At 62.4% G+C, this 18,983-nt stretch carries 16 protein-coding genes; 3 read left to right on the forward strand and 13 right to left on the reverse strand.

Features of this window, described 5'->3' with window-relative positions; all coding sequences use genetic code 11:
- Window positions 1-174: 174 nt before the first annotated feature.
- Window positions 175-405 (reverse strand): hypothetical protein, encoded by a 231-nt coding sequence (locus tag PWJ82_RS05765; protein ID WP_274732971.1) that lies wholly within the window; start codon window positions 403-405, stop codon window positions 175-177.
- A gap of 206 nt (window positions 406-611) precedes the next feature.
- On the opposite strand from PWJ82_RS05765, the gene PWJ82_RS05770 reads away from it, so the two are divergent.
- Window positions 612-1,496, forward strand: a complete 885-nt coding sequence (locus PWJ82_RS05770; RefSeq protein ID WP_274735765.1) for a trimeric intracellular cation channel family protein — start codon at window positions 612-614, stop codon at window positions 1,494-1,496.
- Here PWJ82_RS05770 and PWJ82_RS05775 read toward each other — a convergent pair.
- The 5 genes from PWJ82_RS05775 to gndA form a co-directional block, all read right to left on the reverse strand.
- Window positions 1,493-2,245, reverse strand: coding sequence for an ABC transporter ATP-binding protein (locus PWJ82_RS05775; RefSeq protein WP_274735805.1), 753 nt, complete (start codon window positions 2,243-2,245; stop codon window positions 1,493-1,495). The two genes, PWJ82_RS05770 and PWJ82_RS05775, sit on opposite strands and share 4 nt — an antisense overlap.
- A 107-nt stretch (window positions 2,246-2,352) precedes the next feature.
- A complete protein-coding gene (locus PWJ82_RS05780) occupies window positions 2,353-3,408 on the reverse strand; it encodes an iron chelate uptake ABC transporter family permease subunit (RefSeq protein ID WP_016441950.1) in 1,056 nt (351 codons plus the stop codon).
- Window positions 3,405-4,406, reverse strand: a complete 1,002-nt coding sequence (locus PWJ82_RS05785; RefSeq protein ID WP_016441949.1) for an ABC transporter permease — start codon at window positions 4,404-4,406, stop codon at window positions 3,405-3,407. The genes PWJ82_RS05780 and PWJ82_RS05785 overlap by 4 nt, the downstream gene beginning before the upstream one ends.
- A gap of 63 nt (window positions 4,407-4,469) precedes the next feature.
- Window positions 4,470-5,522: a siderophore ABC transporter substrate-binding protein gene (locus PWJ82_RS05790; RefSeq protein WP_274735768.1), complete on the reverse strand. Its 1,053-nt coding sequence runs from the start codon at window positions 5,520-5,522 to the stop codon at window positions 4,470-4,472.
- Window positions 5,523-6,079: 557 nt separating this feature from the next.
- The gene (gndA, locus tag PWJ82_RS05795) at window positions 6,080-7,537 is read right to left on the reverse strand and encodes an NADP-dependent phosphogluconate dehydrogenase (RefSeq protein WP_274735770.1); all 1,458 of its coding nucleotides are present in this window, start codon (window positions 7,535-7,537) and stop codon (window positions 6,080-6,082) included.
- Window positions 7,538-7,735: 198 nt separating this feature from the next.
- On the opposite strand from gndA, the gene PWJ82_RS05800 reads away from it, so the two are divergent.
- Window positions 7,736-8,317, forward strand: coding sequence for a DUF4232 domain-containing protein (locus tag PWJ82_RS05800; protein WP_274735772.1), 582 nt, complete (start codon window positions 7,736-7,738; stop codon window positions 8,315-8,317).
- Between the two features lie 77 nt (window positions 8,318-8,394).
- On the opposite strand, the gene pgm is transcribed toward PWJ82_RS05800, so the two are convergent.
- Together pgm and PWJ82_RS05810 are read right to left on the reverse strand one after the other, a co-directional pair.
- Window positions 8,395-10,065: a phosphoglucomutase (alpha-D-glucose-1,6-bisphosphate-dependent) gene (pgm, locus tag PWJ82_RS05805; RefSeq protein ID WP_274735774.1), complete on the reverse strand. Its 1,671-nt coding sequence runs from the start codon at window positions 10,063-10,065 to the stop codon at window positions 8,395-8,397.
- Complete coding sequence (locus tag PWJ82_RS05810) at window positions 10,062-11,258, reverse strand: glutathione S-transferase family protein (RefSeq protein ID WP_274735775.1); 1,197 nt, start codon at window positions 11,256-11,258, stop codon at window positions 10,062-10,064. The genes pgm and PWJ82_RS05810 overlap by 4 nt, the downstream gene beginning before the upstream one ends.
- A gap of 458 nt (window positions 11,259-11,716) precedes the next feature.
- Between PWJ82_RS05810 and PWJ82_RS05815 the strand changes: the two genes are divergently transcribed.
- Window positions 11,717-11,971 (forward strand): hypothetical protein, encoded by a 255-nt coding sequence (locus PWJ82_RS05815; protein WP_274735777.1) that lies wholly within the window; start codon window positions 11,717-11,719, stop codon window positions 11,969-11,971.
- A 61-nt stretch (window positions 11,972-12,032) separates the two neighbouring features.
- On the opposite strand, the gene PWJ82_RS05820 is transcribed toward PWJ82_RS05815, so the two are convergent.
- The 5 genes from PWJ82_RS05820 to PWJ82_RS05840 are packed head-to-tail and all read right to left on the reverse strand — an operon-like array spanning window position 12,033 to window position 18,947.
- Entirely contained in the window at window positions 12,033-12,392 is a 360-nt protein-coding gene (locus PWJ82_RS05820; protein ID WP_274735779.1) for a fluoride efflux transporter FluC, read from the reverse strand.
- Window positions 12,389-12,829, reverse strand: coding sequence for a fluoride efflux transporter FluC (locus PWJ82_RS05825; protein WP_274735781.1), 441 nt, complete (start codon window positions 12,827-12,829; stop codon window positions 12,389-12,391). Before PWJ82_RS05825 ends, PWJ82_RS05820 begins: the two co-directional genes overlap by 4 nt.
- 34 nt (window positions 12,830-12,863) lie before the next feature.
- The gene (locus PWJ82_RS05830) at window positions 12,864-14,531 is read right to left on the reverse strand and encodes a DUF2079 domain-containing protein (protein ID WP_274735783.1); all 1,668 of its coding nucleotides are present in this window, start codon (window positions 14,529-14,531) and stop codon (window positions 12,864-12,866) included.
- A complete protein-coding gene (locus tag PWJ82_RS05835) occupies window positions 14,494-16,152 on the reverse strand; it encodes a DUF2079 domain-containing protein (protein WP_274735784.1) in 1,659 nt (552 codons plus the stop codon). Before PWJ82_RS05835 ends, PWJ82_RS05830 begins: the two co-directional genes overlap by 38 nt.
- Window positions 16,152-18,947, reverse strand: coding sequence for a lysylphosphatidylglycerol synthase transmembrane domain-containing protein (locus PWJ82_RS05840; protein ID WP_274735785.1), 2,796 nt, complete (start codon window positions 18,945-18,947; stop codon window positions 16,152-16,154). Before PWJ82_RS05840 ends, PWJ82_RS05835 begins: the two co-directional genes overlap by 1 nt.
- Window positions 18,948-18,983 lie beyond the last annotated feature (36 nt).

The raw sequence follows: 18,983 nt of genomic DNA on the forward strand, positions 1-18,983 counted from the left end.
ACAAGGCGTGCAGGGCTGGCAGAAAGTACTGGGCGAGTTATCCCTTCACTACCCGGACCGATTCCCAACCAACTAAATAAAACCATTTACACAAAAAACTTGACAAGCCCCGAAAATCCGGAGTCAATCAGCTCCCCAAGCAACTGTAAATGTGCCGCAAACTCGTTAGCGAGCTCATCCAATCGTGCGTTCACCACGGTAGTACTCCTCGAAGCGATCCAGGATTTCCATTTCGAAGTAGGCGTTAGTCTCCTTCGGTCCGAGCTGGTAGTCATCAGCGCGCTGGTCGAATTCTTCCCGGGTCATTCTGACCTCACGCAAGATTTCTTCTTTGCGCTCGAGAATCTCTTCCAGCGAGTTGTAAACACGGTCTGGAAAGCACAACCGATCCTCAGCAATATCCATATGTCTCACTCCTTCAATCACCTTATGGCGAAGTAGTTACGTGTGCTTTTCCGTCATTCTTGCATGGTATGCAAGCGCAAAAAAGACCGATCCACAACCTGTGGAAAAACGCGGAGTAATTCTGCGGATAACTCCGGACCCGTTGCTGTCATATCCCTTCACCATCTACCCCCAATCCCACTCCTTGAAAACTTCCGTCACCTAGAATGGGAGACGTGGATTTGGATACGCTCTCGGAATGGTCTCCGGTTGTTTTTGACCTCTTAGATATTTTCGGGGTGTTCGTGGCGGCCATCCTTGGCGGCATGGTGGCCCGCGAAAAGTCCTTCGACATCGTTGGTTTCGTTATCGTGGCGATTATTAGCGCCCTGGGTGGCGGTATGCTGCGCGATGTCCTCATCCAGCAGGCGCCGCTTCTCAAGGAACCGCCGGTGGCGCTTACCAATCCCTACTATCTCAGCTGTGCTCTGCTCGGGGCGCTGGTTGCTTATCTGCTGCGCTTGCGCGGGAAATGGGTGCGGCGGTTTATGACGGTCATGGACGCTGCCGTTATGGGTGCCTGGACCGCCACCGGTGTTATCAAAACTCTCAATGCCGGATTGGGCGTGATGCCGGCGGTCATGATGGGCATGATTACCGCGGTGGGTGGCGGGCTTATCCGCGATATCACGGTGGGCCGCACCCCGGTGATTTTCGGCGGTAATACTCTTTATGCCACGGCATCGCTTATCGCGGCGTTCCCCGCGGTGGTTCTCTGGTACAACCACGCGCCGATGCTGGCGATGGCGGTTTCTACCCTGCTCGCTTCGCTGCTGGTGATCCTGGCTCGCGTTTTCGAGTGGTCGCTGCCCGTGAATCGGGACTATTCCGTGAACGATACTCTCCAGCACGTCAGTTCTTCGCTGAGCCGGCGGATGCGTAGGTTGCGGGACGAAGAGCACCGTCGGCTTGCGCGCGCGGAACGCCAGGAACGTGCGGTACGACGGCGCAACCAATCCCGCCAATCGCTTCGCGCGCGGGCACTGAGCAAGAAGAGCCAAGCGAATTCTTCCGGCTCGGGCGGCTCCGGAGATGCTGGCTCAAATGCTTAGTAAATCGCGACCGGGCCGCAGGGGCCGGGAATCACATCAATCTCCGCGTCGAAAATCGCGGAAAGGCGTTCCGGGGTCATAATATCCGTCGGGGTGCCCGCGTCCATGACGATGCCCTCCCGCATGGCAATAATGCGATCCGAGTAGCGTGCCGCGAAATTAATATCATGGATAACCAGCACGATGGTGCGGTGGAGCTCATCCGCCGCCTGGCGTAGGTGGCGCATCATCTGCACCGAATGCGAAATATCCAGATTATTGAGAGGCTCATCCAACAGCACGCAATCGGTTTCCTGGGTGAGAACCATCGCCACGTAGGCACGCTGGCGCTGCCCACCGGACAGCTCATCCAGGTAGCGCCCTTCCAACTCCGTGAGCCCCAGGAAATCAATATAGCGGGAGATAATCTCCTCATCTTCGGCGGTCAGGCGCCCATTGGAATACGGGAACCTCCCGAAGCCAACCAGCTGGCGCACCGTCAGGCGAGTAACGAAGTGATTTTCCTGGCGTAGGATCGCGAGAATCTTGGCAAGATCGGCGGATTTCGTCGTCGTCACATCAAGACCCGCCACCGCAATCGCGCCCGAGTCCATACGCATGAGCCGCCCGATCATTGTGAGCAGTGTGGACTTACCCGCACCATTCGGGCCCACCAGCGCCGTGACCCCACCGTGCGGAATATCCAAAGTCACCGGGCCGATCCGCACCTCCGAACTGTAGTCGCGGCGGGTGCCCTCCATGCGGATCATCGGATCCGCGCAACTAAGGTCGGCCGCACGCAGATGCGGGGAAACCACCGGCGGTACCGGTGCGGGAACCTCGATATGTGTGCCTGCTGTTTTCTTGCGGTGGCGCATTACAACCGCCCCTTTCTCAGAACGACGACGAGGAACATCAGGCCGCCCACCAGTTCAATAATGATGGAGACCACGCCTTCCGCCGAGAAAATATTTTTCATCACGAAGAAGCCACCCATGAGTACCGCGTAGCCGATCACGGCGGCCATGGGGAAGAGGAAACGGTGGTCGTAAGTATCCGCAGCTTGGTAGGTGAGGGTAGCAACCAGGAAACCGAAGAAGGTCATGGGCCCCACCAGCGCCGTGGATACCGAGATAAGCACCGCGATAAGCGTGAGTGAAATAAGGAGCATCCGCAGGTGGTTGACGCCCAGCGACACCGCCACATCCCGCCCCAGCGCAATCGCATTGAGGGAACGTGAAATGAGGAGGAGTGCCACCCCCGCGCCCAGCGCCAGCGGGAGCGCCGCCACGAACACATCCGAGCGAGCATTCGCGATAGTGCCGAACATGCGCGCAGAAAGCACATCGAATTCGGAAGGAGTAAGCATGCGTTGCATAAAAGCGGAAAGTGAGCCCAACCCGGTGCCGATAATAATGCCGATCAGCAGCATAATATGAAGGCTGCCGAGTTTGCCGCGCAGCAGCCACCCGTACAGTGCCAGCGCGCAGGCCACCATAATCGCCACCTGGATAAGGAAAGCCCGTACCCCGGTGAAAGCCACGAACCCGGCCACCCCGAAGAAGAAAATCGTGGAGGTATGAATCACTGAATACAGCGACTCAAAGCCCATAATCGACGGCGTGAGAATCCGGTTAGTGGTGACCGTCTGGAACGCGAGGGTGGCCAGCGACTGACAGAAGGCCACCAGTAGAATGGAAAACACCGCCTCGGCGCGCATCCGGGTGATAATCCAGAAACCTTCGGAGCCCACCGCCACCGGAATATTCCACACAAAGTAGAGCGCGGTGCAGGCTAAGCCGAGCAGCGCGGTGCCGATGAGCAGCAACCAGTAGCGCCGCCGCGCCCGCGGGGTTGCGAAAGCGTCCGCGTGGCGGGGAGCTTGTCCAGGAACGCATGATTTTTCGGGAGATTGTGGTACGACGACGCTCATGAGAGCCTCCGACGCTGCCGCAGAATAAGGAAGATGAACACGGCCGCTCCCAGGGTGCCGAGGATCAGGGACACCGGGATTTCGAAGGGAGCAATGAGAGTGCGGGACACCAGATCACAGACCGTGAGGATTCCGGCTCCGAAAACGCAGACCCAGGGGAGATTAGAACGCAGATCGTCCCCGCGCAGCAGCGAAATAATATTAGGGACGATAAGCCCGAGGAAGGGAATACGGCCAATCACCACGGTGACCACGCCGGTGGTCAGGGCGATCACCCCGGTGCCGAGCAGCACGATGAGGTTGTAATTCACGCCCAGCCCGGTAGCCACATCCTCACCTAGGCCTGCCACGGTGAGGCGGTCGGCCAGAATGAAAATAAGCACGGTGGCGATAAGGACAATCCACAGTGGTTCGTAACGCCCGGCCACCACATTCGCGAAACTGCCCTGGAACCAGACTCCCAGGGTCTGCAGGGTGTCAGTTTTGAGGGCGAAGAAGGTGGAAATAGCGGATACTACCGCGCCGAGCATAATTCCCACAATCGGCACAATCACCGAGGAACGCAGCGTCACCCGGCGGAGGAACAAGAAGAAAATAATGGTGCCGATAAAAGCGAAAAGGATAGCTGCCAGCATCTGCTCAATAAGTGAAGTATGCGGGACCAGGAACATGACCACGAGCAGCCCGAGGCCGGCCCATTCGGTGGTGCCCGTGGTGGTGGGTTCCACGAATTTATTCTGGGTCAGCAGCTGCATGACCAGCCCGCACATCGCCATCGCGGCACCGGCCAGCACCAGGGAGGCGGTACGGGGAATACGGGTGGCGAAATACATGAATTCGCCGCCTTCGTGTTCGGCGATATTGTAGGTCCCCGTGGTCATGGATAGGTAGACGAGGCCCGCCAGAATCACGACGCCGAGGGTGAGCGGTAGGGCTCGCAGCAGTCTACTCGCGGTAGGCCTGCGTGAGGAAAGAGAACTCTGCGGTGGTGTTGTCATGAGCGTACATGCTGCGGGGGCCGGGTTACCGGCCCCCGCAGGTTAGTCAACCGTTAGCCTGAGCTACTTGGCGGCCTTGAAGGCCTTGGCCAGGTCGTTGAGGAATTCGATGTAGGTTTGCGGACCTTCATTGACGTAGGTATCCGCGGGCATGGTCAGGATCTGCTTCTTCTGCACCGCCGGCACATTGGCCATGGCCGGGGAGTTGGTCACCAGATCCGCACCGTGGGCCTCACTGCCTTTACCGACCGCGGCATCGCGATCCATAATGAGGATCCACTCGGGGTTGGCCTGGGCCAGGGCTTCGTCGGAAACTTCGTCACCCTTGTGGTTGGCGGTTCCTTCACCCAGATCGAAGGCCGGGGTGAGGTTGAGGAGCGGGTAGAGCGGCCCGAGGGTGCGGCCCACGCCCGGGGCGAGGTAGCCCATCTTACCACCGTTGGTATTGATGGAGAGGACCTTCTGGCCGGCAGGGTAGGCGTCACGCGCGGCCGCAATCGCCGCATCCAGATCCGCGTTGAGCTTAGCGGCTTCCTTTTCCTTGCCGAAGATCTTGCCCAGATCCTCAACGTCCTTCTTCATGCCGTCCATGAGGAGTTCGCCGGACTTATTGGCGTCCGCATCCTTTTCTTCCTTGGGTAGCACGATATTCATATCGATAATCGCGGCATTCGGAGCGGCAGCCTTGATCTTGTCATAATGCTGGGCGAAGCGCTGGCCCACGATAACCAGATCCGGGTTGGCCGCGGTGATGGCCTCAAAATTCGGTTCGCGGTGATTGCCGATATTCACGACCGAGTCATCCTTGACGTACGGGTCATCCTTCGGCATCACATCCTTGGGCGCCGCGAGGAGCTTGACGCCCCAATCATGCAGAGTTTCGAAAGTGCGGTTATCCAGGGAAACCACGCGCTCCGGGTTGACCGGAACTTCCTGGGTGCCATGCGAATCCGTGATCGAAACGGTGCCGGCGGCCTCTGTGGTGGCCTCAGCGGCAGGTTCCGAAGCGGCGGCGGAAGGTGAGGAGGTATCCTTGGCCGAGTTATTGGAGCAAGCGCCCAGCGCGAGGGTGCTGGCAGCCACAAGCGCGAAAAAGCCGCGAACTGTCTTCTTCATTGTTTACCTTTGCGTAGAGTAAAAATACGTTAGGGAAGGAAGTCCTAACCCATCCATGAGTGTACTTATACGGGACACCTTAATTCAAGGCTGTGCGTATAGTGCGGTAATTTCCCAGTTCAACCCAGTGTACAAGCCTTAACTAATGTGGCAGATTTTAGCGACGCTGTCACGAAGGTGGAGTTTTTGTGCGGGTGTGGTGCTGGTGCTATAGGACCTCGGGCCAGCGGCCCGCGCGGCAGCGCGGCGGCGTCGTCACCCTACATGGCACCGGGGTAGAAGCACCTCGGCAGCAAGATGTGGAACGGATCTTGCCACCGAGGTGCAGTCGCTGTGGTGTATAGCCACTGGCGTACGGGATACCTATGCGCTCCGTTGAGAATCCGGGAGACCCCGCGCCGCGGTACTACTCTTCAAGGTTACGCTACCGAAAGTTACCGCGGCGGTAAGGGCGCTCTGGGATATCTCACAAATGTGGATATCTCAACAAACCTTGACTGGTCCCGAATCTCGGTGCTGGCCCTTTCCGTTTCGGGACGCTTAGTCTCAGCACCGCCCTAGTCCCAGCGTTCTTCCGGGCGCGAGGGATCCTGCCAGACGGTGTGGAAAACGCCCTCGGTATCGAGCCGGCGGTAGGTATGCGCCCCGAAATAATCACGCTGGGCCTGAATAAGATTGGCCGGGAGGCGCTCGGCGCGCACGCCATCGTAATAGGCCAGCGAGGACGCGAAGGCCGGGATCGGCACCCCGCGCTGCGCGGCGAACACCACAATCCGACGCCAGGCCTCCACGGCCCCGGAAATCTCCGAGCTGAAATAGGGATCAGCCAGGAGCAGCGGCAAATCGGGCTGGCGAGTATAAGCCTCGGTAATACGGTCGAGGAAAGCCGCGCGAATAATGCACCCGGCCCTCCAAATCCGCGCCATCGCGCCCAGGTCGATACCCCAGGAATTCTCCAGGGAGCCCTTGCGGATGAGCTCGAAACCTTGGGAGTAGGCCACCATCTTCGAGGCGTAGAGAGCCAAGCGAATATCTTCGATAAAGCGCTCGCGATCCTCCACCGCTACCTCGGTGGTGTGCCCGGGCAGGCTGCGGCCGGCAGCACGTTCCGAGCTATCCCCGGACAGGCTGCGCGCGAAAGTGGCTTCGGCAATACCGGTGGCAGGAACCCCGAAAGCGGCGGCGTTTTGCACGGTCCAGGCCCCGGTGCCCTTCTGTGCGGCGGCATCCTGAATCACGTCCACGAGCGCGCCCCCGGTGGCGGTATCGCGCTGGCGCAGCACCTCGGCGGTGATCTCAATCAGGTAGGAATCCAGCTCGGTGGAATTCCAGCGTTCGAAAACGTCGCCAATATCCGCGGCGCTCATGCCCAGGGCGGTGCGCATGAGGTCATAAGCTTCCGCGATGAGCTGCATATCCGCATATTCGATACCGTTATGCACCATTTTTACGAAATGGCCGGCGCCGTTGGGGCCCACGTAGGTGCAGCACGGCTCACCGTTTTTACGCGCGGCAATCGCCTCAAACATGGGGCCGAGGCGATCGTAGGATTCGCGGGTGCCACCGGGCATAATCGAGGGGCCCTTGAGTGCGCCCTCTTCGCCGCCGGACACCCCCGTGCCCACAAAATGCAGCCCGCGCGCGGAGATCTCCGCTTCGCGGCGCATGGTATCGGTGAAGAGCGAATTCCCGCAGTCCACGATAATATCGCCCGGTTCCATGAGATCGGCGAGTTCCTCAATAACAGCATCGGTGGGCTTGCCGGCTTTGACCATAATAATGGCCACCCGGGGGCGGGCCAGCGAAGCCACGAAATCCGCCATGGATTCGCTCGGGTAGAACTCCCCTTCGCTGCCGTGCTCGGCCATCACCCGCTCGGTTTTCGCGGCGGTGCGATTATGGATAGCGACTTTGTAGCCGCGGCTGGCGAGGTTGCGGGCCAGATTCGAGCCCATCACCGCCATTCCAGTTACTCCGATATCTGCAACGCCAACGGGCGGGGTGGGAATAGACATGCGGTTCCTTCTTCTGAGATTTCTACGAACGCCTGATTGAGGTTTCTAACGTGTCTATTCTAGAGTCCCGCGTGGACGTGGTGGATATGTGTTTCGTTCGATTCATAGCGACCGTGTGGAATATGACAGCAGGATGAGAGTCCTGTCATTTTTCCTTGAAATAAGGCCGGTTTCGTGGGTGCTTGTTAGGGTGGCAATATGAAAAGAACACGTTTCGCGGCCCTGATCGCCGCCACCGCTACCGCCGCCGCGCTGACCCTGAGCGCCTGCTCGAATGACACTGCCACTACCGCGGATGCCACTACCGCGAATAGTAGCGCCACGCCCCAGGCCAGTGCCGTGGCACCGAGCTCCGATGCTCATAATGGAAAGAACGACGACGCCGCCGCTGCCGCGGTGGGAGCCTGCGGGGCAGCCCATCTGGCCGCCACCTTCGAAGCCGGCAGCGCTGCTGGCACCCATATCCTCACCCTCACGAATTCTTCGCAGGCGGCCTGCGCCCTGCATCCGGATGTGGAGATCGAGCTGAAAGACGCCGCCGGGGATGGCGTCTCTGAGAATCTGGAACTGAGCTCCCAGGCTGGCAGCATCGCTCCGGGTGCCAGCGTGAGCTGGACTGTGGCACTGGCCGATGCCGCGAGTGTGCCCGGGTGTGCTCCCACCAAGCCCGCCACCCATCTTGAGGTGGATATCGAGGATGGCGGGGAGGATATTGACATACCCGTCAATCTCACGGGCTGCCAGGATGATGATATCGACCTGCTGAGCGAAATCCGCTAGCGGGGAATCAACCGGGGGGGGGGGGCCCCCCCCCCCCCCCCCCGCGTCGTCGTCGTTCCTATGTAGTGACGTACTTATTAGTTACCCAACGCGGCCGCAACCACGGCGCGTGCCTCCTCCTGGACCTGGGCCAGGTGCTCCGGGCCGCGGAAGGATTCCGCGTAAATCTTGTAGACATCCTCCGTGCCGGAAGGTCGGGCCGCGAACCACGCGTTTTCCGTGGTTACCTTGAGGCCGCCAATCGCTGCGTGGTTCCCGGGGGCCTCCACCAGCTTCGCGGTGATCGGCTCGCCGGCCAGTTCCGTTGCCGTGACGTCCGCCGGGGAAAGCTTGCCGAGCTTGGCCTTTTCTTCCTTCGTGGCCGGGGCGTCGATCCGGGCATAAGCCGAGGAACCGTACCGTTCCACCTGCTCATTGTGAAGCTGGGAGGGAGATTTGCCGGTCACCGCGGTGATTTCCGCCGCGAGGAGGTCGAGCACAAGGCCGTCCTTATCCGTGGTCCACACCGAACCGTCCTTGCGGAGGAAGGAAGCGCCGGCGGATTCTTCCCCGCCGAAGCCGATTTCCCCGCTCACCAGGCCGGATACAAACCACTTGAAGCCCACCGGGACCTCCACGAGAGTGCGGCCAATGCCGGCCACCACCCGGTCGATAAGCGAGGAGGACACCAGGGTTTTCCCGACGTTCACCCGCTCGGACCACTGCGGGCGGTGGGTGAAGAGGTATTCAATGGCCACCGCGAGGTAGTGGTTGGGGTTCATGAGGCCGGCATCCGGGGTGACAATACCGTGCCGATCGGAATCGGCATCGTTCCCGGTGGCCAGATCGTAGGGGGCGTGGCCGCTTGCATCCGGCTCCATGCGGTGGAGCAGGCCCGCCATCGCGTAGGGTGAGGAGCAATCCATGCGGATCTTGCCGTCCCAATCCAGGGTCATAAAGGGCCAGGCCGGATCCACGTCGGGGTTGACCACGGTCAGGTCAATACCGTAGCGGTCCGCAATTTCCTGCCAGTATTCGGCCGAGGCGCCGCCCATCGGGTCCGCGCCAATGCGCACGCCCGCCTTGCGGATCGCCTCGAAATCAATGATGGTATCCAGCGCGGTGACATACGCATCGCGGAAATCATAAGTACCCACCTTCGCGGCCGCATCCTCATAGGGCACGCGGGCGATGTTCTTCCATCCCGCGGCGATGAGTTCATTGGCCCGCGCCGCGATCCACTTCGTGGCATCGGTATCCGCCGGGCCGCCATTGGGCGGGTTGTACTTGAACCCGCCATCGCGCGGCGGGTTGTGAGACGGTGTAATAACAATGCCGTCCGCCAGACCCGGGCCGTCCAGGCGCAGCGCGTGCGGGGCGCCGTTCGCCTCCAGGATGGCCAGCGAGACCGCCGGGGTGGGAGTCCACGAGCCGCGAGCATCCACCCGCACATCAGCGCCGTTAGCTACCAGCACCTCGATAGCGGTTTTTTCCGCCGGGAGGGACAGCCCGTGGGTATCACGGCCCACGAAAATGGGGCCGTCATAGCCTTGCTTGTTACGGTAGTCCACGATCGCCTGTGTGGTTGCCGCGATATGGGCTTCATTAAAGGCGCCATCGAAAGCGGAGCCGCGATGGCCGGAAGTTCCGAAAACCACCTGCTGGAGGGGGTTGGTCGGATCGGGTTCGATATCGTAATATGCCGCCACCAGCTCATCAACATTGATGAGATCTTCGGGGCGGGCCGGGGTTCCTGCGCGTTCGTTCATACATTGAGTATCCCACGAATTGCGCTCCAATCGCGGGACTTGTTCCGCGGGTGGATAACATCGCCGTTGCTGCCGTGCGTGCGGCTGTGTTCGGTGCCCTGCGCGCGGCTGTCCGCGGCTTCTGTGGCGCGCGCGAGTGCTTCGTGGAAATTCCCCCAGTGCCCGGCGCGCGCGGCCTGTGGAACTTCCTCGCCGGGGGCGACCGGCCCGGGCGCGGTGGAGCGTTCCCCACGGGTGGCCGGCCCGCCGAAAGGCGAGCCGCCTAAGACTTCGCGGCCGTGCGGGCTGAGCCATCCGGACGTATCCGGGCCTAGTGGCACGATCTGGTTGGGGTTCACATCCAGGTGGACTTGGTAATAATGCGAGGTGATGTGCTCAAAATCCACGGTGTCCCCGAAACCGGGGGTCTGGAAAAGATCGCGTGCGTAGGCCCAGAGTACCGGCATCTCGGTCAGTTTCTTTTCATTGCATTTAAAATGCCCGTGGTAGACGGCATCGAAACGCACCAGGGTGGTAAAGAGGCGCACATCCGCTTCGGTCATGTGATCGCCCATGAGGTAGCGGCGCCCCGCCAGCAGCTCGGAAATATTGCGCAGCGCCGTGAAAAGGCGCAGGTAAGCGCGGTTATAGGACTCCTGGCTGCCGGCGAACCCGCAGCGGTAGACGCCATTATTAATCTCGGTGTAGATATAGCGCATGAGCGCGTCCATGGGTTCGCGCAGTTCCGCGGGGTAGAGGTCCGGGGCGCCTTCGCGGTGGAAATCGCGCCACTCGGTAGAAAAATCGAGCGTCATCTGCGCAAAATCATTTGTGACGACGGCGCCGCTAGCAAGATCCACCAGAGCTGGAACCGTAATTCCCAAGGAGAAATTCGGGTCGCGGGCCAGGTAGGCATCACGCAGGAAATGAATTCCGAGCACTGGATCCACCCCTCCCTCATCGCGGTCAAAAATCCAAGACCGCTCATCGTGGGTGGGGCCGGGGATGCCCAGCGATATAGCATTTTCCAGCCCGAGCAAGCGGCGCACAATCAGCGTGCGATTCGCCCACGGGCAGGCGCGCGCCGCGATGAGGCGGTAACGGCCCGGCTGCACGGGGAAACTGGCGCTGTCGCGGCTCACGCGCGTGGTGATGTAGCGAGCGTCGCGGCTGTAGCCTTCGCCGCGGCGAGTAAATGTTGCTCCGATGGTCATTTCGCCTCCCTGCGCGTCGGTGAGTGTTAGGTGTTGATCGGGACAGCGGTCGCTGATGACCCCTGATCGTTGAAGAATATATCAGATTGGGTGGGTGGGGGCCAGGTCTTCACACACCACGTGCTGCCGCCGCGGTTCGAGCCGGGCCTGTTGGCGGGTGGGGGAGTATTTTCTGAGTTGTACTTCGCGTGCGTTACGAGCGCAGTACAGGCGTGAAAACACGCAGGGCCTCCGTGGAAAATAATGTGCTTTCTGGGGGAGCTGAGGTTTATGTAATCGCGGGGTTGTGGGTTGCGGAGATTCTCCATGCGCCTGGTAATTTTCATTGACGTTTGGGGTTGTGGTAATTATTGTTGACAACGTGGAGATAGAGGGCAGCGCGTACCGGCACGGCATTGAAGCCGAAGATATTCGGCATGCCGCCCGTAAAAATTTCTGCGAGTGAAAGGCGATTTCTCGTGAAACGCTCTATTGAAGAGATGCTTGATGAAGTGGAAAACGCGAACGGTGGCGAGGGGCCGGATCCTATTGCGACCGTTGATGACCCGTATCTCGCGCAAGTTGCAGTTGCTCAGATAGAGCTACGCGCGGCGGACAATCGGCTAGACGCGGCGGTCGCTCGGGCTCGCGCAGCCGGTAAAACATGGCAAGCCATTGGTGATGTTTTGGGTATGACACGCCAGGGCGCTAACCAGAGGTTTGCGGCTGCATAATCCTTGACGGCTTGAGTGTTCTGGACCGGGAGTCCGCCGGCTCGTGGTCCTCTACCCGGCTCTACCCGAGCGCCAGGCCGGCGAAGAACGCCGCGATGCCGAGGAGGAAATTCCCGAGCAGGAGGCTGATGCAGGCCCAGTAGCGGCGCTTTTCGAAGAGGCCGAGGGCATCGGTCATCGCCGTCGAAAAAGTAGTGAAACCACCCAAAAAACCGGTGGTGACGTAAAGACTGTACGGACCGATCCAGGCGGAAAGTGCCCCGCCGCCGGTCACGAGCCCGAAGAGGAAACAGCCGATCACATTCACCGTGAAAATCCCGGCCGGCCACGTCGGCTTGAGCCGCGCGCTGAGGAAAGAATCGAGAATCCCGCGGCACAGGGCACCCAGCCCACCGGCTAGACTAAGAAGTAGGAGCGTCACGCTGCATCACCACCCGCGCGCCGGCGCGTCGCGAGGAAGCGCCGGCCCAGCGCGCGCCCGCAGGCCATCCCGGCGAAAGCCAGCAGAAAACCACCGAAAAGAGTGCCTCCCGCAGCCAGGCCGGCCAGGCGCGCCAGCTCGCTTGGTGCCCCGCTGAGGACTTCGCCGGTGGCCAGGTGGGCGCTGAGCGCCACGAAACTCGAATAGGTGGTGAAACCACCGCAGAAACCGGTGCCGAGCAGTAGGCGCAGTCGGGCCCCGTACCGATGCGTGCCCGTGGTGAAGAAGCCGGTGATGAGGCCAAGGAAGAACGCCCCCGCAAGATTGACGATAATCGGCGCCGCCACGCTCGGGACAAGTGCGCGGGCTACCGTGCCGGCCCCGCCACCGAGGAAAACGAGGAGCAGCCCGGTCGCGTCGCGATAGAGCGGGCGCACGGAAGACGTTGAGGTAGATCTAGATGCAGCCGTGTTATTTTCCTTCCTCGCGCGCGGGGGCTTCGCCGGGCAGCACGGTCACATAGCCGCCTTTGTCGCTCGCAATATGCCAGGTGCCCCCGAAGGTGGTGCTGGCCCAGTCGAGAATCTGCTGCGCATCCCCGTGCTTGGCCTTCGATTGGGGCGCGAAGACCACCGCGTTTGCCCAGGCATTCCCGCGGGTTCCCTCCCAGTACACCGTATTATTCGGCACCAGGTAGGCGAGCATATGAATATCGGTAACCACGTGGGAACCATCCGGCACCGCGGCCAGGGCTTCGCGCGCGCCGGCGCGCTCCTCTGCGCTTGCTCCGTCATAACGCCCTTGGATCCACCAGCCCACCGCGTTGGTGCGGGTACCGATCACCGTGGCAATCACGCTGGCCGCCAGGGCGAGCGCGATCAAGCCGCGCTTGACGTGCCCGCTGTACTTGATGCGCCTGCTGCGCGTGGCGCGTTCGCCGCGCGGGGTGCGCCCGCTAGGCTCCGCGTGCTCGGCACGTCCCGCAAAGGCCCGCAGCTTCGCGTAGCGCTCCAGTCCATCGAGCAGTGCAATGGTGGCAATTGGCATGAGCACGGCGGAATAATGCCATCCCAGGCCCCAGTAGTAATCCACGTTTCCCGTGAAACGCCAGGCCAGGGTCGGGAGCATAAGCAGAATCCACGGGCTGGCCAGGCCCACCACCCCGGCACTGCCCAGCAGTACCGCCAGGGTCATCAGCTTCGTAGACGCACCGGTGAAAAACCCGGCATCGCCCGTGAGGCGATCCGTGTAATCCCAGGCGCCGTCCGGATTGAAAGCCGGTAATAGCACTGCCACGGAGAGTACGAACCACAGCGCGCCCCATACCGCCAGGCCCGCAGCCCAGCGCCCCGCGGGGGTGCGCCACGCGGTGGATAAGCGCGCTCGCGGTGCTGGCCCGCGCCGCTGCGGCGCGGCGTCGTCGTTCTGTTCCGCCACGCCGCAGACCGCCCGCCTTTGCGCGAAAAACTCCGCCAGCAGCGCGGCCGCACCGAAAGCGATGAGCGTGAGGCCGAGGTCTTCTTTGACGAAAACGAGCGTTCCGAGCGGGAGCGCGGCGCGGCGGTAGCGGCCTTCCACCCAGGCCGTCAGCCCGTAGGCGAGGAGGGGCACCGCGAAGGCGATCTCGTGGAATTGCGCGGCTACCGCGGCTGAAAGCCCCCAGGACACCGCGTAGAGCAGGCCGAGAGCGGTCCCCGCCCCGGCCCCGCAGCGCGCCCGCGCCAGGCGGGTGAGCGGAATCGCGGAGATCGCGAAGAGCGCGTTTTGCACAATAAGCAGGGTGGCACCGCTGGGCCACAGCGCGAAAATCGGGCCGAGTACCACGAGGATGGGGTGGAAATGATCGCCCCACAGGTTGAAGCCGGGGCCTTTAATATCCACGATGGGGGCTTCGAGATGCGCGTAACGCTGGGCGAGCTGCGTGAAAATACCCAGGTCCCAGGAGGACGTCTGCAAAGAAGCCCATTGGTGCAGCGAAAAAGCGGTGAAAAGAATGAAACTGCCGAGCGCCACCAGGTAGGGAGCCGGGTCGGTGCGCAGCGGGCGGTACCAGGTCGCGGTGCGAGCCGGCGCCGTGCGGCGAGCCATCATCATGCGTTCTTCACCTTCCGTCCGTGCCGTCGCGAGCCACCACCACATAGCCGGCTTCTTCCGTGACAATATGCCACTGTCCGCCAACTTTCGCGGTAATCCAGGCCACCACCTGGGCGCCGTCGCCGTGGTTGAGCCGGTTGGAGAACACCACCGTGTCAATATACGCGCCGCCGTAGCTGTGCTCCCAGTACACGGTATTACCTGGGACAACGTAGGCCATCATGACCACGTCGGCGAGGATATGCCGCCCGGTGCCGGCCGCCGCGACCGCAGCCCGGGCACCTTCGCGTTGCTCGGCGGTCTGGGTGGCGCCGTAATCGGAAAAATACACGTATTGCTGGGTATTGGAACGCCCCGTGAGCCAGGACCCGAAGCCGTTGGAGGCGGTGCCGAGCACACTGGAGCTCAGCGCGAGGGCGAGGGCCGCCGCGGCCAGGCGCGGGCGGCGAGCCAGCACACCTAAAGTTTCGCGTTGCGTGGTTGCGGCCGAGGGAGCTTGAGATTCTTGCGCCTCCGGTAGTGGTACGACGACGCCGCGCGCACCCGCCCGCGCGAGCCCATCGGTCAGCGCGACGGCGATCATCGGCGCGAGCACCGCCGAATAATGCCACAAAATAGTCCAGTAATAGGGATTATCCCCCACGAAACGCCAGGCGAGAGTGGGTAGCAGCAGCGCCGCCCACGGGCTGCGCAGCCCCACGATTCCCAGGGCGGCCACAATATAGCAGAGGGTGCCCCAGCGGTTAGGTTCGAGGAGCATGCTCGCCAGGTCGAGGCCTTCGCGCACCCGCCCGGCGTAATCCCATTGCCCGGAATTATTGAAAGCCGGGAGGATGACCTGGGTGGCGGCCAGGAACCAGGCGGTGCCCCAGGCGGCCAGGAAAGCGCCAATGCCGGCCAACTCGCGCCAGTCGCGCGCTCCGTGGCTGCCGCGCTGCCGGGCGCTGCCGGCCGCAGCCGCGCTACCGGTGCTGGACGCACCGTCGCGCCCGCGTGCTCCGCGCCAGCTGAGCAGCGCTACCAGCACCCCGAAGCAGGCCACCGTGAGGCCGAGGTCCTCCTTGACGAAAACCAGCAGGGAGATGAGCACGGCGGCGCGCCGGTAGCGGCCCTCCAGCCAGGCGGTCAGCCCGAAAGCAAGCAAGGGCACCGCGAAGGCGATTTCGTGGAATTGCACCACGAGCGCGGAGGTGAGCCCCCAGCTGGCCGCGTAAGCCACCCCGATGAGGGTACCCGGCACGGCCCCCACCCGCGCCCGGGCGAAACGCGCGATGGGATACACCGACATCCCGAAGAGCACCGCTTGGAGGGTGAGCAGGCTCAACCCGGAAGGCCAGAGCCAGAACAGCGGCCCGGTCAGCAGCAAAATGGGATGGAAATGATCGCCCCACAGGTTGAAGCCCGGGCCTTTAATATCCACGATGGGTGGGAATTGCCGGCGGGCGTACCGGTCGGCCAGCTGGGTGAAAATACCCTGATCCCACGAAGGGGAGGAGAAGTTCACCCAGGTATACCAGGAAAAGAACATGTATACGGCGAAAGCACCCGCGGCCAGCAGCAGCGCCGTCGTATCACAGTGGTTGCATGCCCACGCGCGCACCACGGCCGTTCGCGAAGGTGCCCGCGCCCCGCGCGCTTCTATCTCCCGCGCCGGCCCGCCGCGCATTAGATAATGTCCTTCTTCTGGAGGTGACGCAGCGCGAACCAACCGATGGGCACCCGCGCCCAGAAAGTGAGCAGGCGGTACAGGATCGCGGTGGAGAAGGCCACCGAATACGGCAGGCCCGCGATGGTGAGCCCGCCGGTGAGGGCCGCTTCCACCGGGCCGATACCGCCGGGGGAGGGCACCAGGGAGCCCACCGAATTAGAAACCAGGTAGGTGATCGCCAGGGTGACCACCGGCAGGGTCTCCCCGAAGGCCGCCAGGGAGAAACCGAAGGCCGCCACGAAACTCACCGTCATGAGGAGGGAACCGCTGAAACCGGCAAGAATCCGGGAGGGATGGGTGGCGAGCCACACCACGCGCGGCCACACCTGCTCGATGGTGGGGCGCACCAGCTCGATAACCTTGCGGCGCAGCGGGCGAATAAAGTAGACGGCCGCGCCCAGGGCCGCCACCGCCGCCACAATGAGCATCACGGAGGTGCTCGGGATGGAAAGATTCCCGAAGTCGCCGGTGAGCAGCCCGAGGGCCAAAAGCAGAAGCACCGTGGTAATAAACTGCGCGATCTGTACCAGGGACACGGTTGCTACCGCCACCGGAGTGGCTACCTGATTGCGTTGCAGATAGCGCAAATTGAGGGCGAGCGGCCCGATACCGGCCGGCATAACCAAGCCCAGCACCGAGGCGGCGATCTGCACCTCGCTGGTTTCCCACAGCGGCAGGCGTTCGGCCGTGTAGGCCTTCAGGCACAGTGCCGCGCCCACGTAGGTCGCGAAACTGGCGATAAATGCGGCGAGCATCCACCACGGGTTGGCGCTGCGAATCGTTTCTTGCAGCTCGGTGAAATTAATGGAGCCGAGCAGAATAAAGATGGCAAGCACGCCGATGACGATGGTGATAATCGTCTTCGCGGAGAATTTGCGCAGCTGGATGGTCTGGGTGGCGGTGCCAATATCCTGCGGGAGGGCTTCCAGCAGGACTTCACGCATGCGCTGCACGCCTTTTTTATCCTCGAGTTCGGCCAGGGTTTGCGCCGGCATAATGGTGCGTTGCACGGTCGGTGCCACCGAGGAAAGCCGGTCGCGGGAAATGCAGCGCAGCGCGGAAGCGACGGCGCGCTCCGGGCCCACCGCCACCGCCTGGAGTAGGTACAGCTGCGCCAAATCAATATGCCGGGAAAGCTCATTGGAAGAAAAACTACCGTTACGCCAATGGGTGATGAGGGCTTCGTCCCCGCGCACCGCGACCACCCCGGCGCGAATATCGTGGTGGGTGAGACCGCGTGCGTGCGCGCGTTCGAGCGTGGCCCACATGGAGTCCAGCGCCGCGTCGGAGATCTCTTCGGGCTCCAGATCCGTGAGGGGAACGGCCTCGATATCCGCAAAAGCGACGACGGCGGACGCGCCAGCCGCCGCGTAATGTGCATCGCGCCGCGGGGCCACCCCGGCGTGGACAGCCAGGGCTTCCATGAGGAGGGTGCGCTCGGCGGTTTCCTCCACGTTATCCCCGGTCCGCTGGGTGACCTGGGTGAGGGTGGCCCGCTGCCAGGCACTGGCCAGGCGCCCGAGGACCGCGCGATCCGAGTCAATAAGCGCGGCAACGTAATGGGCGCCGTTGGCCAGGGTAACCACGTAGTGGCGGGAATTGACATCCCCGATAAGCGGGTGGACGTCATGGCGGGCCCGGGTAATGAGGGCGCGCACGTTAATATCGTCCTCCGGTTCGCCCAGCGGGTCGGCACCCGTAGCGCTCGCGGGAAGCGTGACCTCCTGTTCCGCGCTTGCCGCGGTGGTGAACGCGGCATCAGCCTGCCCGATGTGCCCGATGAGGGCCTCGCGTAGCTCCTTGAGAATCGCGGTATCCACGTATCCGAGCGGGCCGGTCACGGGAACGGACCACGCGTGCATATCGGCGTCGTCGCCCGCATCCACGCGGATAATGCTGTGCGCGTCCAAGCCAGCGCGGCGAATGAGAGTGACGACGGCGGCGCCGGTGGCGCGGTCGGGCGAATCCCCAAAAGCATAGAGAGCGAAATAGCCGCAGGCCATCCCCACGAACACGGTGGTGAGCGCGCCGGTCAGGGTTTGGGCACCCTGGAGCACGGAAAGCACCAGCACTATTCCCAAGGCCCACCAGCCGGTGCGCACCAGCCGGCCCTGACGTTCGGAGGCCGCCACCACCAGGATGGTGGCGATAATCGAAACGTAGGGGAGCATGCCCACGGCTGCTTGTTCTTGGATGGTATCCGAGAGGTCGATGGTGATTTGGGAGGTGGGCATGAAGCGCTCGAAAAGCCACAGGGAGCCGTAGCAGATGGCGAGCGCGCCGCCCATGGCCACCAGCGCGGTCACGAGGGTGCGCCAGTGCCGGTAGCGGATGATATCGAAGAAAAGCAGGAGGGGGAGGAAGAGCGAGACGAGGCCCTCGAGCACGTTAATGGGCATGGAGAAAATGGTGCGGAGGGTATCCGGGGCGGCGTTGGCGACGTCGTGCGTGACGGCCACGGTGGTGGTGTAGCCGAAGCGGGAGATGAGGAGCATCCCGACGATGGCCAGGGTGAAGAGGATGCCGCGCAGCAGGTTGGCGGGGCGGCGGGTCCAGCGCGCAATTTCGTCCACGAGGAGGACGCGGTGCACGGCAGGTTCGGTGTGCACGGCAGGTTCGGCGCGCGCTTCGGGCGCGCTTACCGCGAGTGCAGGTGCGGCAGCGGAGGCCTGCGTTTCCGGCGCGTTTACCGCAGCCGGGGCGGGTTGTACCTCCGCCGGCTGAACCGGGCTCGTTTCCTCGTTGTGGCGCACCAGCCCAGTCTAGTAGATGGGTAGTACTTTCTTCTG

Source organism: Actinotignum schaalii, from assembly GCF_028864145.1.
GTDB classification, from domain to species: Bacteria; Actinomycetota; Actinomycetes; order Actinomycetales; family Actinomycetaceae; genus Actinotignum; species Actinotignum schaalii_B.